The sequence below is a fragment of the Aequorivita sp. H23M31 genome (assembly GCF_004022485.1).
GTDB classification, from domain to species: Bacteria; Bacteroidota; Bacteroidia; order Flavobacteriales; family Flavobacteriaceae; genus Aequorivita; species Aequorivita ciconiae.
Genome location: NZ_CP034951.1, coordinates 3207308 through 3225049, shown reverse-complemented (window position 1 = coordinate 3225049; position 17742 = coordinate 3207308). Strand labels below are relative to the sequence as shown.

The 17742-nt window shown below is 38.4% G+C and carries 13 protein-coding genes, 1 tRNA gene and 1 pseudogene; 11 read left to right on the top strand and 4 right to left on the bottom strand.

From position 1 onward, the window contains the following. Positions 1-57: 57 nt before the first annotated feature. The 3 genes and pseudogenes from pcaF to EI546_RS14145 form a co-directional block, all read right to left on the bottom strand. Positions 58-1283: pseudogene (gene pcaF / locus EI546_RS14155) on the bottom strand (3-oxoadipyl-CoA thiolase). 270 nt (positions 1284-1553) lie between these two features. Continuing rightward, a complete protein-coding gene (locus tag EI546_RS14150; protein WP_128251153.1) occupies positions 1554-4052 on the bottom strand; it encodes a sodium-translocating pyrophosphatase in 2499 nt (832 codons plus the stop codon). 260 nt (positions 4053-4312) lie between these two features. After that, positions 4313-4825 (bottom strand): inorganic diphosphatase, encoded by a 513-nt coding sequence (locus EI546_RS14145; RefSeq protein WP_128251152.1) that lies wholly within the window; start codon positions 4823-4825, stop codon positions 4313-4315. A 348-nt stretch (positions 4826-5173) separates the two neighbouring features. Between EI546_RS14145 and EI546_RS14140 the strand changes: the two genes are divergently transcribed. Continuing rightward, the gene (locus EI546_RS14140) at positions 5174-6178 is read left to right on the top strand and encodes a linear amide C-N hydrolase (RefSeq protein ID WP_240673200.1); all 1005 of its coding nucleotides are present in this window, start codon (positions 5174-5176) and stop codon (positions 6176-6178) included. A 376-nt stretch (positions 6179-6554) separates the two neighbouring features. Here the strand turns inward: EI546_RS14140 and EI546_RS14135 are convergent. Continuing rightward, a tRNA-Phe gene (locus EI546_RS14135) sits at positions 6555-6627 on the bottom strand. 144 nt (positions 6628-6771) lie between these two features. On the opposite strand from EI546_RS14135, the gene EI546_RS14130 reads away from it, so the two are divergent. From EI546_RS14130 to EI546_RS14085, 10 genes are all read left to right on the top strand, one after another. Beyond that, on the top strand, positions 6772-7500 hold the full coding sequence (locus tag EI546_RS14130) for a type III pantothenate kinase (protein ID WP_128251150.1): 729 nt from the start codon (positions 6772-6774) through the stop codon (positions 7498-7500). Next, the gene (locus tag EI546_RS14125; RefSeq protein WP_128251149.1) at positions 7500-8738 is read left to right on the top strand and encodes a porin family protein; all 1239 of its coding nucleotides are present in this window, start codon (positions 7500-7502) and stop codon (positions 8736-8738) included. The genes EI546_RS14130 and EI546_RS14125 overlap by 1 nt, the downstream gene beginning before the upstream one ends. Before the next feature lie 19 nt (positions 8739-8757). Further along, on the top strand, positions 8758-10122 hold the full coding sequence (locus tag EI546_RS14120; RefSeq protein ID WP_128251148.1) for a tetratricopeptide repeat protein: 1365 nt from the start codon (positions 8758-8760) through the stop codon (positions 10120-10122). A 2-nt stretch (positions 10123-10124) separates the two neighbouring features. Continuing rightward, complete coding sequence (gene lptC / locus EI546_RS14115) at positions 10125-10691, top strand: LPS export ABC transporter periplasmic protein LptC (protein ID WP_128251147.1); 567 nt, start codon at positions 10125-10127, stop codon at positions 10689-10691. Positions 10692-10845: 154 nt separating this feature from the next. Then, complete coding sequence (locus EI546_RS14110; RefSeq protein ID WP_240673120.1) at positions 10846-11043, top strand: hypothetical protein; 198 nt, start codon at positions 10846-10848, stop codon at positions 11041-11043. Between the two features lie 87 nt (positions 11044-11130). Further along, positions 11131-12354 (top strand): hemolysin family protein, encoded by a 1224-nt coding sequence (locus EI546_RS14105; RefSeq protein ID WP_128251146.1) that lies wholly within the window; start codon positions 11131-11133, stop codon positions 12352-12354. A gap of 192 nt (positions 12355-12546) precedes the next feature. After that, a complete protein-coding gene (locus tag EI546_RS14100; protein ID WP_128251145.1) occupies positions 12547-14661 on the top strand; it encodes a peptidylprolyl isomerase in 2115 nt (704 codons plus the stop codon). A gap of 140 nt (positions 14662-14801) precedes the next feature. After that, positions 14802-15707 carry a tryptophan 2,3-dioxygenase family protein gene (locus EI546_RS14095; RefSeq protein WP_128251144.1) on the top strand — a complete coding sequence of 302 codons (906 nt, stop codon included), beginning with the start codon at positions 14802-14804 and terminating at the stop codon, positions 15705-15707. Positions 15708-15813: 106 nt separating this feature from the next. Further along, the gene (locus tag EI546_RS14090) at positions 15814-16164 is read left to right on the top strand and encodes a DUF488 domain-containing protein (protein ID WP_128251143.1); all 351 of its coding nucleotides are present in this window, start codon (positions 15814-15816) and stop codon (positions 16162-16164) included. A 151-nt stretch (positions 16165-16315) separates the two neighbouring features. Next, positions 16316-17515, top strand: a complete 1200-nt coding sequence (locus EI546_RS14085) for an IS4 family transposase (RefSeq protein WP_128249226.1) — start codon at positions 16316-16318, stop codon at positions 17513-17515. Positions 17516-17742 lie beyond the last annotated feature (227 nt).

Below are 17742 nucleotides of genomic sequence, written 5' to 3'. Positions count from 1 at the left end.
ATAAACCATATTGCTCAATTAACCTACAAGGAGGTTTTATTTTTGATTTGATAATTATTAAACAGATCTTCCAATTTGGCTCACGTTTTCAATTATAGCAGCATATCCCTGCCCAACGCCAATACACATAGTAACCAAAGCATATCTCTTATTCTGTTTCTGCAATTCCAAAGCTGCGGAATAGGCAAGGCGCGTTCCTGTAACTCCTAGGGGATGACCAATTGCAATTGCTCCTCCATTAGGGTTTAGGCGCGGATCATCATCCCCCAAACCCCAAGCTCGTGTACACGCAAGAGCTTGCGCTGCAAAGGCTTCATTGAGTTCGATGATATCCATATCTTCCATTTTTAAACCAGCTTTTTTAAGAGCTTTATTGGAAGCTTCAACTGGACCAATCCCATAATTCTTGGCTCCACTCCTACTACGGCCGAACTGACAATACGGGCAATTGGTTTTAGATCATATTTCTTAACTGCTTCTTCGGAAGCAATTATTGTCGCCGCAGCGCCATCATTTAATCCAGAGGAATTACCTGCGGTAACGCTTCCACCTTCCCGTTTAAATGCTGGTCTCAATTTTGCCAACACCTCCAACGTAGTTGTTGGCTTGATAAATTCATCATCTGAAAACTTAATTGGATCCTTTTTTCGTTGTGGAATTTCTACCGTTACAATTTCTTCCGCCAGTCGACCATTTTCATGAGCTTTAGCAGCCTTCATCTGGCTCCAATATGCAAACTTGTCCTGATCTTCTCGGGAGATACCATATTTCTCCACTAGATTTTCGGCAGTATTTCCCATTCCATCGGTACCGTACATTTCATCCATTTTTGGATTGACAAAACGCCAGCCGAAACTGGAATCGTACATTTTAGCATCAGTCCCAAATGCTTTTGAAGGTTTTGCTACAACGTAAGGACCACGCGTCATATGCTCCACTCCACCTGCAATAAACACGTCTCCATCCCCACCTTTAATTGCTCTATTTGCGTGAATGATTGCTGAAAGTCCACTACTACAAAGACGATTTACTGTTTCCCCAGGAACTGTAACTGGCAATCCCGCCAACAAAGCTGCCATTCGCGCTACGTTTCTGTTGTCTTCCCCCGCTTGATTGGCACAGCCTAGAATAACATCATCATAAGCTTCTTGCGGAATATTCGGATTTCGTTTTACGATTTCAGCAATCACCAAAGCAGCCAAATCATCTGTCCTTACAGTACTTAAAGCGCCTTGATAATTTCCTATGGGAGTTCGTATTCCGTCTATTATGTATGCTTCCATTCTAGTTATGAGTTATGAGTTACAAGTGGATAAGTTCTGAGATTAAAGGACCCAATGCTTTAACTATTGTTTGTTAATTTTATATCTTTCTATATAATTCTTCAATTTTTCAAATTTACTAAAAGTTCGGGTGAATAAACCTCTTCGGTTTACCTCGCTTTCAAATCAATTTTAAAAAGATACTTTGAAAATAGAGCGGAATACTTCAAATAAAAAACCTGCAAAATATTAAAATCCTGCAGGCCTTTGATATATAATTTGGATCAAGAGTTATTCCTTATCCTTTACCTTTATTTTCATTCCTCCAACATCCTTTAGCTTGCTACGAACCTCCTCCTCAGTACCAGAAATGGTTTTAGTTTCGGCGGTTTCTACTCCATTAACCACTCTCACTATTGTAACTTTCGCAGTAACTTGGTCATTGTTTTCATTTTTCACCATCTCAACTATTGTTTGGGTTTGATTATCAGAATTCACAACAGGCGTCATTGATCTGCCTGTTTTAATAAAGTTGATCTGCTGTTCGGTCAATACTTCTTTATTACCGTTGGCATCGATCATATACACTTCGTTTGCCGAAGTTTCTGAAACAGGTTGGACAGCACTTGCCTCATTAGAATTTCCAAGTATAGGAGCGATAACCAAACCTATCAAACAGGTAAGTTTAATCAAAATATTCATGGAAGGTCCTGAAGTATCCTTAAAAGGATCTCCAACAGTATCACCAGTTACGGCTGCTTTATGAGCCTCACTTCCTTTATAGGTCATTTCCCCATTGATCATAACCCCAGCTTCGAAAGATTTTTTAGCGTTATCCCAAGCACCACCAGCATTGTTTTGGAAAATTGCCCACATTACACCACTCACACAAACACCTGCCATATAACCTCCTAGAGGCTCTGCACCGAAGACTAATCCGATAACAATAGGAGTAATAATAGTAAGCAATCCGGGAAGTACCATTTCTCTTAAAGCAGCTTTGGTTGAAATATCAACACACTTTGCGTATTCCGGTTTTCCAGTTCCTTCCATAATCCCTGGAATTTCTCGGAACTGGCGCCGTACTTCCTGAACCATTTCCATCGCAGCTTTCCCAACAGATTGCATCGCAAGAGCCGAGAACACCACGGGAACCATTCCTCCGATAAACAGCATTGCCAAAACATCTGCACGGAAAATATTAATCCCATCAATACCTGTAAAAGTTACATAAGCGGCAAAAAGAGCCAAAGCGGTCAAGGCAGCAGAAGCAATTGCAAACCCTTTACCTACGGCGGCAGTAGTATTTCCAACTGAATCCAGAATATCGGTACGCTCACGAACCTGAGGATCTAATTCGCTCATTTCCGCAATTCCTCCAGCATTATCGGCTATAGGACCAAAAGCATCAATAGCTAGCTGCATTCCTGTTGTAGCCATCATCGCAGCCGCTGCAAGAGCCACACCATAGAATCCTGCGAATTCATATGAACCATAAATAGCAGCAGCAAAAAGAATTACAGAAAAGAAAGTAGATTTCATACCTACAGCAAGACCAGCAATAATATTGGTTCCTGCACCTGTAGAAGAATTCTCAACAATTTCCATTACGGGCTTTTTACCCAGGCTGGTATAGTAAGCCGTTACAAAAGAAATCAAAGCTCCAACGGCAAGACCGATACAAGCTGACCAAAATACGTTAAGAGATGGGATATCCCTTGGAACCAGTTCGCCAAAGAATTTCATCCTCATCACCTCTGGAAGCATCCAATCTATCAAGAAGTAACTAGCGATTAGTGTAAGGATAATCGCAGCCCAGTTTCCGGTATCCAACGCTCTTTGCACTTGGGGTTCACGAGCATCGTTATTTTTAATTTTTACAAGGAAGGTCCCAATTATTGAAGCCAAGATTCCTACACCTGCAATAACTATAGGCAAAAGAATTGGTCCCATATTATTAAAACTATCCGTAAATGGTTCTAGAAGAGACATATCTCTAATTACATAATTTCCAAGGACCATTGCGGCAAGTACGGTAGCAACGTAGCTTCCAAAAAGGTCGGCACCCATTCCGGCGACGTCACCCACGTTATCACCAACGTTATCCGCAATAGTTGCAGGGTTACGCGGATCATCTTCTGGAATTCCGGCTTCTACCTTACCAACAAGGTCTGCTCCAACGTCGGCAGCTTTGGTGTAAATACCACCACCAACACGAGCGAAAAGAGCAATACTTTCAGCACCTAGTGAAAAACCTGCGATAGCTTCCAAAACAACGGTCATTTCAAAATAAAAACTGGAAGGATCATTGGTAACAAACTGCCCAACGAAAAAGAAAAGAAATAAACTCAATCCCAGTACTGCAAGTCCGGCTACGCCAAGTCCCATTACAGTTCCTCCACCAAAGGACACTTTTAAAGCCTGAGGAAGACTTGTTTTGGCAGCTTCAGCGGTTCTAGCATTGGCATCGGTGGCAATTCGCATGCCAATATTACCAGCCAAAGCGGAGAAAACAGCACCAAAAACAAACGCAGGCACGATCATCCAACTTGTAGTTTCAACAAGAGTTGAAACATAAAATAAAAGTGCGGCGGCAATAATAACAAAGACGACTAATAGACGATACTCTGCACTAAGGAATGCCAAAGCACCTTCTTTGATACTTTTTGAAATTGATTGCATTCGCTCACTGCCGGCAGGTTGTTTTTTTACCCAGCTCATTTTCACGAGCATAAACAAAAGTCCCAGCACAGAAAGTACAATAGGTAGGAAGATAATGTTCTGTTCCATTATTTATTATTTAGTTGTTTAGAATGTTTCAAAATTTGCGATTGCAAAAGTAAGGAAATGGTTTGGGATTAGAAACAAGAAAGTGAAGGATATGTTAAGATGCAGTTACACCTTGATCGAGGTAGGAACTAAGGACTTAGTCCCTAGGACTAATAAGTTTTTATTCGGTAGATGGTAATGACCATATAATCAACCTAGGACGTAAGCCAACTCACTTTGAATCCTCCGACTTACGTCCTATCGTCTTAACTCCAACTAATTTATATACTAAAATGCCCATGTACTTCGGGAGTTTCATTATATCGCTTAACGCATTGGCTATAGATTTCAAGTGCTTCTTCGGCATTTCCCCAACCTCCTACATCAACACGCTTTTTTTCCAAATCTTTATATACCTTAAAGAAATGTTCAATCTCCTTTATCATGTGTGGGTTTAGATCACATAGATCATTTAATTGGTTCCAAATTGGATCGGACATTGGAACACAGATAATTTTTTCGTCCGGACCCTTTTCATCGGCCATATGGAACACGCCAATCGCTTTCACTTCCATTACACACATAGGAAAAGTAGGTTCATGTCCTAAAACCAAGACATCCAGAGGATCTCCGTCCAGTGCATAGGTATCTGGAATAAAGCCATAATCCGCAGGATACATCATACTGCTGAAAAGCATACGATCAAAACGAATCTTCTTTAATTCAAAATCGTATTCATACTTGTTGCGGCTGCCCTTGGGGATTTCTATTAAGACGTCGAATGTTTTACCCATTACAATGAATTTTTTATAGTAATTTATTTTTTTGAGGGTGCAAAAGTAAGGAATATAGATTTGAAAACGAGTTTGAGGGGAGAATGAAAATTAAATCAAATCAAATAATCGAGATTGGAATTGAGTCTCCCGTATGGGGAAACAATCTTATTTAGGCAATATATCGATTAAAAAAAGAATTTTCCTCTCCATCATTAAATAAGCATTTTAATTTAATCTTAGCATTATTTCTAAATTTTAATATTAAAACACGGAATTTTTTAACTTTACCCAAAATCTTAATCCACTAAAATTATGTTCAAAACTCCTCTAAAAATTATCTTCAGCTTATTTCTTATCTGCATTTTAATGGTTTCCATAAACGCCTATGCCTGTTCACGAGTAGTCTATATAGGCAAGAACGGTACACAAATGACCGCCCGATCGATGGATTGGAAAGATGATATCCCCGCCAACCTTTGGGTTTTTCCAAGAGGAATTGAAAGGAATGGAGAAGTGGGAAGTTCCTCCATTAACTGGAAATCAAAATATGGCAGTGTTATTACCAGTTCTTGGGATATAGCTTCATCTGATGGGATGAACGAAAAAGGATTGGTCGGAAATTTACTTTGGCTAGCGGAATCTAAATATCCCAAATTTGAAAATAAGAAGAATGCCGCAGGACTCTCAGTTTCTCTTTGGCTCCAATATGTATTGGACAATTTCACTACAGTTTCCGATGCTGTAAACTTTCTTCGGAAAGAGGAGTTTACCATAGTGTCAACAGAAATTCCTGGCACGGAAACCTTTGTTACGGTACACTTGGCAATTTCTGACCCTACAGGCGACAATGCCATTTTTGAATACATCAACGGGAAGTTGGTTATTCACCATGACAGATCTTATGTAACCATGACGAACTCACCCATTTTCGAGGAACAGCTCGCCATCAATGCCTATTGGAAAGGGATTCCCGGAACAGTTATGCTTCCAGGAACAAATAGGGCCGCAGACAGATTTGTACGTGCTTCCTATTATATAGATGCAATCCCAAAAACGGATAATACCCGAGAAGCCTTATCCAGCGTATTTGGAGTTATTAGGAACTGCTCCGTTCCCTTCGGAATTACCTCGAAGGACGAACCCAACATTGCCTCTACCCGATGGAGAACGGTAGCCGATCAAAAAAATATGATTTATTATTTTGATAATGTACTAAACCCAAATGTGGTGTGGGTGGAATTCAGCAATTTGGATTTTAGCGAAAAAGGAAAGATTTTGAAACTCAGCTTGGATAATAATGAAAACTATGCAGGAGAATCCTCAAAAGATTTTAAAGAAACAAAACCCTTTAAATTTGTGGGACTGCACTAGGATATAAATAAGAAAGAATAAAAATCTCCTTTTTAAATAGCTGAAGGAAAATAATTTTGTTAAAGAAAAGGCCGCAATTGCGGTCTTTTTTAATAATTTATACTCGCAGACTTTTCCAGATTATAGGACCAAGATTCAAACATATTTAATGGGGGGTTTTATATTATTAAAGAGCCAAGGAAAGTTTTGACTTTGTTCCCCACGATTATTCTGCTGATTAAAGGTTTATAAACAGTACCCCTAGAAGAGACACGGAGAATTGATATGCTTTCAATCCAATTGGGGATATTTCCCGTTGTTAGCCCTCTAAACAGCACCCTTTAGAAACAAGAAATCCGCAACGTCCTGATCAAAAGACTATTGCGGAGCTTCTATGTGGTGCCTCCAAGAATCGAACTAGGGACACACGGATTTTCAGTCCGTTGCTCTACCAACTGAGCTAAGGCACCTTTATTGAGAGGGCAAATATAAAGCAATTTTCGTTTTTCCAAAACATTAATCAAAAAATAACCAATAATTATTTGCTTGTTTTAATAACCCCTTAACAAAGAGTTAAATAACCGAATCGTATTTTTAACCCCATAATTAAAATAATGAATCTGGTAATTGATGTAGGAAACACGATGGTCAAGCTCGGGGTTTTCGATTTGCAAACATTGAAGCTGAAGCATACCTGCAAAAAAGAGGATTTTCTACAGGTACTGAGTCAAGTCTCTCAAAGTTTTCCCGATATAAATAACGTTCTTGTAGCTACTGTTGGAAACTTCTCAGAAAACCATTCTGCAGAACTCGAGCGGCGTTACAGAGTATTGTATCTCGATCAAAATACCCAAGTTCCCTTTATTAATAATTATGCCACACCTCACACTTTAGGTGTCGACCGTATTGCGGTAGTAAGTGCGGCGGCACAACAATTTCCAAACAAAAACGTTTTGGTAATCGATGCTGGCACCTGCATTACCTACGATTTTATTAATGCCGACAATGAATATCTGGGAGGAGCAATATCTCCGGGAATAGCTCTTCGTTACCAAGCACTCCATTCATTTACGAATAAGCTACCGCTGTTGTCCGCCAAGCATCCAGATACCGTACTGGGCAATTCGACAGAAGGTTCAATCCATTCGGGTGTTGTTAATGGTATTTTAAATGAAATTGATGGTTTTATTGAAAACTATAAAAACAAATATGCTGATTTAACAGTTATTTTAACAGGAGGAGATACACATTTTTTGCGTGATAGTATAAAAAATGACATCTTTGCCAACTCAAATTTTTTATTGGAAGGTTTGAACCAAATATTGGAATATAACATACATTGATGCTGAGAAAAATAATAGTAGGAGTATTTTTACTTATCGCGGGCGGAATAGTGGCCCAAGAAGGAACCACGTCGCCCTATTCTTTTTATGGCATTGGTATTCTTAAATTCCGTGGAACTGCCGAAAATCGGGCCATGGGAGGAATCGGGGTGTTTTCAGATAGTATTCACCTTAACCTCCAAAATCCAGCATCGTATGCGGGACTTAAACTGATTAATTACTCGCTAGGAGCAAGCTTGGAAAATACCGATCAAAAAAACACTACGGAAAGTCAACATTTTACCTCCACTTCTCTCGATTATTTAGCCATGGGAATTCCAATGGGCAAATTTGGGATGGGCTTCGGAATTCTACCTTATACTTCGGTAGGATATAATTTCCTTTCTAAAAATGAAAATGGAATGACTGAATATTCCGGGGACGGCGGCTTAAACAGGGCCTTTCTTTCCTTGGCATACCAAATTACTCCAGAACTTTCCATTGGAGTGGATGGTAATTACAACTTCGGAAAAATAAAAAATACGGCAACCTCCCAGCAAAAGGATTTGGACTATGCCACCCAAACTTATAATAGCGCTGAGCTTTACGGCTTTCATTTTAAATTTGGAGCCCTCTACAAAAAGATGATTACTGAAAGATTGGAAATTTCAGGATCGGTTACCTATGCACCTGGAACCAATCTAAACTCTGATAATTTCCGAAAAATAAGTACGGTATCCATTATGCCTACCGGAATTTACACAATCGATGGGAGAGATATCGATGTTCCCTCTTCAACATTTGATTTCCCTTCAGAATTTACTTTGGGCGTGGGATTATCAAAACCTAAATATTGGGGTGTGGGCGTAGAATATTCCCTTCAGGAAACCAGCGATTTCACCAATACTTCAGCTCTTGCAGAAAATGCAACTTTTAAAAGCGCATCAAAAATTAAGATGGGAGGTTTTTATATTCCCAGCTACAATTCCTTCGGAAATTATGCTAAAAGAATGGTTTACAGAGCAGGTTTTAGATACGAGGAAACCGGCCTGCGCTTGGAAGGACACGACATCAATGAGTTTGGCATATCTTTTGGAGTAGGACTACCTGTAGGACGATTGTTCTCCAACTTTAACCTTGGATTTGAAATCGGAAAACGCGGAACCACGGATTATGGATTAATCCAGGAAAACTTTTTCAAGACATTCCTGAGTTTCTCACTAAACGACCGTTGGTTTGAAAAAAGATTATACGATTAATACCCTTAACATTGATATCATGAAAATCAGACTACTTGTTTTTTTCTCGGCTCTATTTCTTTCCTTTTCTGGAAACACTTTTGCGCAAGCTCCCGATGACTGTGCCATTACTCTTTCTTATTTTATTGAACCAGCAAAGGCGAAAAACTATGAGGCTGCTCTAAAACATTATGATAAGGTAATTAAGGAATGTCCAAAGTCAAGTTTGGCTACCTATCAATATGCCGTAAAGATGTTTGAATATTTTGTTGACGAAAAAAAGGATGAAAGCAAGTTGAAGGACCTGATCCAGGCCTGGAGATTGCGTTTGGAAAATTTTCCAGAAAAAACATCTGAAGGAGAGGTTCTTACAACAATTGCTCAGTTGAAATATGACCATAATATGGGAACTAAAGAAGAGCAATTTAAAGCGTTTGATGAAGCCTTCAAAAAAGATCCGGCTAATTTCACCAGTGGAAAGAGTCTTTATACTTACTTTTCTTTGGCCGTTGATTTATTCAATGAAAAGAAAATGGAACTTCAGGAAATATTTTCACTTTATGATGTAGTCCAAGCAAAAATTGATCAGGAGAAAAACAATCTTGCCGAAAAACTGACTCCATTAATGGAAAAAGAAGAAGCTGGAACTGAATTAACTGAAAAAGAACAACGTGCAAAAGCGGTGTATGACAACAACCTTGGGGTCTATGCAACTGTTGAGAGCAGCGTAAATGGAAAATTAGGTCAATTGGCAGATTGCGAAAACCTAGTGCCGTTTTACGAAAAAGATTACGAAAGCAAAAAGAATGATATAGAATGGATCAAGGCTGCAAGTAATAGGCTTGATGCAAAAGAATGTGAAACCAGTCTTTCTTCAAAATTGGCTGTTCGACTTCACGAGTTGGATCCAAGTTCTACGTCTGCTTATCTTTTAGGAAAACAAGCCGAGGCTGAAGGAAAAGCTTCTAGAGCTCTTGAGTATTTCAACCAAGCAGCTGAGCTGGAAAAAGATAATTCGAAAAAAGCGAGAATTTATTATAGTATAGCCGAAAACTACCGTAAAAAGGGAAGTTTTGGGACTGCTAGAACCTACTATAACAAAATGTTGGAGGTAAAGCCCTCTGCTGGTATTGCATATTACAAAATTGGAACTATGTATGCTGAGAGCGCAAACAATTGTGGTACTACAGTATTTGAAAAAAGAGCAATGAACTGGCTTGCTGCAGATATGATGGACAAAGCTGCTCGTGTGGATGGTACTATAGCTTCAAATGCTCGTGCCGCAGCAGACAGCTATAGACAACGCGCTCCCTCTAAAACGGATATCTTCAACGATAACATGCAAGGAAAAACCGTTACCTTTAACTGCTGGGTAGGAGGAAGTATTAAAGTTCCCAATTTATAAAAATGTTCAACATCTTTAACTTGTTAAAAAGCGTGATGGCTCTTATATTGGCCATCACGCTTTTTTCTTGTGAAAGTAATTACCAAAACGTACGGAAACTAAGTATATCGGATAATGCCCCCATTGCTGTAGGGCAGAAAATCAATTTTAAATATACTGATTCCGGTAGGCTGGTCACCAATCTTTTAGCAGACAAACTTTTAGACTATTCTAACCTCGAATTTCCATACAAGGAATTTCCCGAAGGAATTGAAGTACATTTTTGGAGTGATAAAAATGAGGAAAATACGGTAACCGCTGATTATGCCATTCAATATGAAGATACCGGTTTGATCGATCTTCAGACCAATGTGGTTGTCATTACTTCAGATAGTGTTGTCCTTAAAGCAAATCAGCTCTATTGGGATCAAAAAAACGCCTGGGTATTCACCGACCAACCTTATAAAATTAATTTCAAGGATGGATCCTATAACGAAGGGGAAAGATTTGATAGCAATCAGGATTTTACAATCTTTCTATCAAGAAAAAACCAAGGAGTTCAGTTAATAGATAAAGACAAAAACGAATAAGTAAAAGGTGAAAAGAACAAACCAATGCTTTCAATTAATAAGTTTTGGTTATTTTTATTGACATATTGCAAACCAAGGCATTAGTAAAATTATAGCATTCAATCCTAACTATATTAAATAACAGAATTTAATCCCTAATCGACAACCTAACGAAATGATGAACAAAATATATAAAGTTGTAGAATATTTTTATTTAGTAATTGCCGTATTTTTTGTTTTTGAAACAATTAATAACTGGAACGAAAATCCGGGGCGAGCTTATCTCTTTCTTTCATTTGTAGCAGTTTCCGTATTTATGTTTTTCTTTAGAAGAAACTTCCGAAAGAAAATGGAAAGTCGGAGTAAAAAATAAATATTTAGGAGTCTGGATTTATAATATTCCATAGACTCATAACTTATAACCTATAACTTGGACTATAGTATTTTAATTATAGTAATCATGCTTATCCTCTCCGCTTTTTTCTCGGGGATGGAAATTGCCTATGTCTCTTCTAACAAAATCCATATAGAGATAGAAAAGAAACAAAATAGTTTCTTGGCAAATATTCTTAAAAAAATAACCAAGCGACCTTCTAAATTTATTGCTACCATGCTGGTAGGAAATAATATTGCTCTGGTTATCTATGGATTTTTTATGGGCGACCTGCTTATGCGATTTATTCCCTTAGCAGGTTTTAGCGGACTTCTGGTTCAAACCATAATCTCCACACTCATAATTTTGCTGACCGCGGAATTCCTTCCGAAGGTGTTTTTTCAGATATACGCTAACAATCTATTTAAATTTTTTGCAGTTCCTGCCTACATCTTTTATGTACTGTTTTCACTTATTTCCGAATTTATAATTTGGATATCCGATCTTATTCTCAAAATATTTTTTAAATCTGAAGGAGATAATGTTCAATTGACTTTCAGTAAAATGGAACTTGGAAATTATATTTCCGAACAGATGGAAATTGTGGAAACCAAGACCGAAGTGGATTCGGAAATACAGATTTTTCAAAATGCGCTTGATTTTTCGGAAATTAAAAGTCGGGAAGCAATGATTCCACGAACTGAGATGGTAGCAGTAGATATAGAAACTTCAACTAAAGAAATAGCTAAGATATTTTCTGAAACGGGACTTTCCAAAATTCTGGTCTACAATGACAACATAGATGACATTTTGGGCTATGTGCACTCTTTCGATCTTTTCAAAAAACCAGAAAGCCTAAAAAAAATGTTGATGCCAGTAATTTTTGTCCCCGAAACAATGTTGGCCAAGGATGTGCTTCACATTCTCAGTAAAAAAAGAAAGAGCATCGCGGTAGTTATCGATGAATATGGCGGCACAAGTGGCATCATAACCGTAGAAGATATTATAGAGGAATTATTTGGAGAAATAGAGGATGAACATGACAGTGTAGAACTTATTGAGGAAGAGATCGAGGAAGGTCATTATAGGTTTTCTGCCCGATTGGAAGTGGATTATCTCAATGAGGAATATGATCTGGATCTGGAAGAAAGTGAAAACTACGAGACACTTGGTGGCCTGATAGTTAACTATACCGAAGAAATTCCCGATAAAGGAGAAACCGTAAGAATTGGGGATTATATTTTTATAATCCTAGAAGTATCCAGTACAAAAATCGAACTCGTAGAACTAAATATTTTAAAGCAAGATTAGTTTTCTAAATCCAAAACGATTTTTTTCAATTTACTTTTTATTAATGATAGGAAAATGGTATTTTCGCCCCCTGAATAATTGAAAAGAAACATCTTATTGTTTTTTATCAATTCGAGGAAAAAGAGAATTATACAACCAAAAACCTTTCCTTGTCTATCATATTGATGGGAAAAAATAAAATTTGAACATTAAATGGCAATCTTAAACAGCATTAGAAAACGGGGGATTTTTCTTATCCTTATTATCGCGTTGGCGCTTTTCGCCTTTATTTTAAGTGACGTATTGACCAAGGGCAGCAGAGGTCCCAAAGGGCAAGACAATATCGCCACCATCAACGGCACGGACATTCCCCGCCAAAGTTTTATGGAAGAGGTGGAAATGACCCAACGGAATTATGGGCCAAATGCTACTACCGGCCAGGTAATGAATATGGTTTGGGAACAAGAACTTCGTCGTGTAATCCTGGATGAGCAGATTGAAAAAGCTGGCATTACCGTTGAAAAAGCACAATTGGACAATGCTCTAAAATCCCAACTTGCCAACAATCCAACTTTTTTAAATGATGCTGGACAGGTGGATGAAGGTAAAATCCAAGAATATATCGCAAGTATAAAGTCTTCCTCGCCACAGATGTACCAGCAATGGATCAAATTTGAAGAAGGTATATCTCAAAGCGTAATGCAAAACACTTATTTCAACCTTATTAAAGGCGGAATAAGGAGTACTGTAGCGGAAGGGGAACAAGAATACCATTTTCAAAATGATAACATCAATTTCCAATATGTTGTAGTTCCTTACAGCTCTATTGAGGATAAGGATATTACTGTTTCGGACAGCGAAATTGAAAAATATGTGTCTGCCCACAAAAATGATTACCAAACTGATGCCAAGGCCGACATTCAATATGTTCTTTTTTCAGAGACTCCATCGGAAACCGATATAGAAGCCAATAAAGAAGAAATTGCAGGGTTTTTAAATAATAGAGTTGAATTCAACAACCAAACAAAAACCAATGACACAATCCCTGGTTTTAAAAATACGGCAGACTACGAAGAATTTGTAAACGCCAATTCCGATGTTCCTTACGCCGACGAATGGTTATTTAAAAATGAATTGCCCGTAGCCATTGCTGACGACCTTATGAATGCTGAAAAGGGTGATATTTATGGTCCGTACAAATTGGACAACACCTATAACTTAACCAAAGTATTGGATACTAAAATGATGTCTGATTCCGCAGATTCAAAGCATATCCTTATCCGATACGCAGGCACTATGCGTGCTCCTGAAACAATTACGCGAACCAAGGACGAAGCAAATAAACTTGCAGACAGTATTCTCACAGTAGTTAAAAAAGACAAGTCCAAATTTGCTGACCTTGCCAGAGAATTTTCTGATGACGGATCAAAAGATAATGGTGGCGATTTAGGAACATCTACTCCAGGTAGAATGGTAGCTCCCTTTGATGCTTTTATATTTGACAACCCAGAAGGAACCATAGGTTTGGTAGAAACCGATTTTGGATACCATATTGTTGAAGTTGGTAAAAAATCAGCTCCTAAAAAAGCTATCAAGGTTGCAACGGTTGTTAAAAATATTGAACCTTCAGAAAAAACCTTAAATGATGTCTTCTCACAAGCTTCCAAATTTGAGGTAGCTGTAAACAAAGGCGATTTCACCGAAAAAGCTAAGGAACAAAACCTAGAAGTAAAACCGGTAAATAAAATAGGACCAATGGATGCGGCAATTCCGGGCATCGAAAACAATAGAACTATCGTAAATTGGGCTTTTAATACTGACACTAAAGTAGGTGACACTAAAAGATTCAGTGTTTCCAATGGTTATGTTATTGCACAACTTACCCGTAAGAATAAAAAAGGGCTTATGTCTGCCGCAGATGCATCTGCCACTGTAAAACCAATTCTTATAAAAGAAAAGAAGGCTGAAAAAATTCGCAAGTCTATTACTGGAAATAGTTTGGATGAGATTGCAAAAAGTCAAAACGTCACGGTAAAAACTGCCAGTGGTATTACAATGGCCAATCCAAGAATCGGTTCGTCTTCCGAGCCAAAAGTTGTTGGATCAGCATTTGGAACAAAAGCAGGCGAAACTACACCTCTAATTGATGGGAACGACGGCGTTTATATGCTTAAGGTTACCGCCTTTAATCCTGCGCCTAAATTGGATTCCTATATAACCCAAGCGAACAAGCAAAGTACGCAAGATGCTTCTGCCGCGCAGAGTAAAGTATTTGAAGCTCTTAAAAAGAAAGCAGAAATAGAAGATTACCGAGCTAATTTCTACTAAAAAGCAAAGTTTTCCATATTTTTGAAAAGCCCTCTTTCCATCAAAAGAGGGCTTTTTGCTTTAAACTTTTTATTTAAAATCTGTCTAAATATAGAATTATGGGTTAATTTTAGACTTTTAAGACAAAAAACCCTTTTACAATGAATCAAGACGACCTAATACAATCTATAAACGAGAAATATAGAAACCTAGGTGAGAACCCCGAAACCTATTATGCTGGGCTTTTGCAAACCAAACCCATTACCTATTGGGATTATATCCAAGTGGACACTTTACTTACTCTTCAAAAAACCAGAACCGACTTTAAGGATGAGAAAATATTTGTGATGTACCATCAAGTTACCGAATTAACCCTAAAAATGATGGTTCATGAAATCCAACAACTTTCTGAAGGTGAAAATCTCTCCATAGATGTCTGGCTTACAAAATTGGACAGATTAAAAAGATACACCCGCATGCTTATCACCTCCTTCGATATTATGAAGGACGGAATGAGTTATGAGGACTACAATATATTCCGTTCGGCCCTAACCCCAGCTAGCGGATTTCAGAGTGCGCAATTTAGAGTATTGGAGCTCTACACTACCCGACTTAAAAACCTTATAAATTCAAAAGGAAGAGAACGTCTCCCCGAAAATCCCGATTTAGAGGATTATTTTGATAATATCTATTGGAAGGATGCAGGATTGAATAGGGAAACCAAGGAATCATCCTTAACCTTGCGGCTTTTTGTAGAAAAATACGAAAAGGGATTTAAACAACTTGCCAGAGAAGTTCAAGGGAAAACTCTTGAAGAGCGGGTTGAGCAAATGGAAAATCCTTCCGCAGAACTCTTGGAAAAACTCAAACAATTTGACCATTTTTATAATGTTGCGTGGCCAATAGTGCATTTGGATACTGCCCAGCATTTCTTGGATAGCAAAGGCGAAACCAAAGCTGCCACAGGAGGTTCAGAATGGAAAAAATATCTACATCCTAAATACCAACAGCGGAAATTTTTCCCAAATCTTTGGACTGCAGAAGAATTGGCAAATTGGGGCGAATAAATTTTCGGTTGAATTTATTTTATTTTTGAACGCATCAGGATCAGAAAATTAAGGTTGCCATTGCGCTCAATCAGAAATTATTAGAATATAATTTTATTTCCTTGCCATGGAGATTAAAATCAAACGTATTTATGAGAAAGCGGCCAAAACCGATGGTACCCGAATTTTAGTAGATAGAATCTGGCCACGTGGAGTTAGTAAGGAGGACGCTCAACTGGACGACTGGATAAGGGAAATCGCTCCTTCCACGGAACTTAGAAAATGGTTTAATCACGAAGACGAACGATTTAATGAATTTTCGAAAAAATATAAAACCGAACTGAAGCAACATAAAGACCTAATGGATTCTCTCTTGGAAAAGGCCAAGAAGAAAAAACTTACGCTAGTGTACAGTGCCAAAAATGAAATACACAACCAAGCTGTTGTCCTTAGGGAATATTTAATTGAACTGAAATAATTTTTTCACCCTTTTTTCTTATTTAAAGTTAAGTCGTCGAATTAGATTCAATAAAAATCAGTAGTGTCCGATAAACATTTTTAAAAGCGGGATTTCCAAGAAGGATTTCCCGCTTTATTTATATCTTAGTTTTTACCACAAAACTCGAGATATGAACAAAAGTAAAAATTTCAGTGGACAACCTATTATCAAACAGGTTTTAAACTTCCTTGACGCCAAAGATATTTATCGGACAGCAAAGAAGCACAACAGCGACAGGTACACCAAAAAGTTCACGACCTATGATCACTTGGTTACGATGATATTCGCCGTTATCAGTGGCTGCAACTCACTTCGCGAAGTAACAAGCATAATGCTGGCGTGCGAGGGCAAGATCAACCATTTAGGGCTACGGGACTTTCCAAAACGCAGTACGTTGTCCGATGCCAACAAAAGAAGAAGTGCAGAGGTCTTTGCTGATATTTACTCTGGTCTCTATAAACGTTACCACCGGTTTTTATCGGACAGCAGAACCAGGGAGCCCGCCATAAAAGGCCTCAAAATAGTCGATTCCTCGACAATAGCGCTCTTTAGCGACATATTGAGGGGTGTTGGCCGGAACCCGCTCAACGGCAAGAAGAAGGGCGGGATAAAAATGCACACGATGATCAACGCCATGGAGGATGTTCCTTGTCTGATAAAATTTTCAGATGCCGCGACGCACGATCATACGTTTTTGAAAGAACTCGATCTAAAGAAGGGTTCCTATGTTGTCTTTGACAAAGGATACGTAGATTATCAGCAATACGAGCAATGGACGTTGGATGGCATCTACTTTGTGACCAGGCAAAAGAGCAATGCACGCTATACGAGCCTTGAAGAGTTTGATATTCCGGACAACGTGGACGATGCTGTCCTAAAGGATGAAAAAATAACGCTTGCCGATAAGGAAGGCAACGAATTCCACCTACGGCGGATAGCCTTTTGGCACCAGGAGAAGGGCAAGGTATATGAGTTCATCACCAACAACTATGAAGTGGAGGCCGACAGGATCACTGATATCTACAAAAATCGCTGGCAGATAGAGACCATGTTCAAACGCCTAAAACAGAACTTTCCCCTCAAATACTTTCTGGGCGACAACCAAAATGCAATAGAGATACAGATCTGGGTCAGTCTGATCATTCAACTCATAATGCTGGTAATACAAAGAAAGGCGCAGAGAAGTTGGGCATATTCAAATATGGTGTCTGTAATACGCTACCATTTGATGACCTACATCGATCTGTTCAAGTTCCTGAAAAACCCAGACTCCAAATGGGAAGAAATCACCACAAAAAACATTGGCCAATTGAGCTTTTTCGATCCTTAGGGGGTTCTGTTTTGAAAATCGGAACACAATCCAGTAAAATATGGCAACGACAATGCTATTTTTGCTACTTTAGATTTTTATCGGACAACAATGAATAAAAATTTAAAAAAAAATCCCCTTAAAAACTATCGTTCAAATAATATCACTTGTAAATTTTCAAAGTTTTCCTCAGTCATATCTCAATTAAGTTCGACCGTAAAATTTGATTAAAATCAAAGGAAAAATTT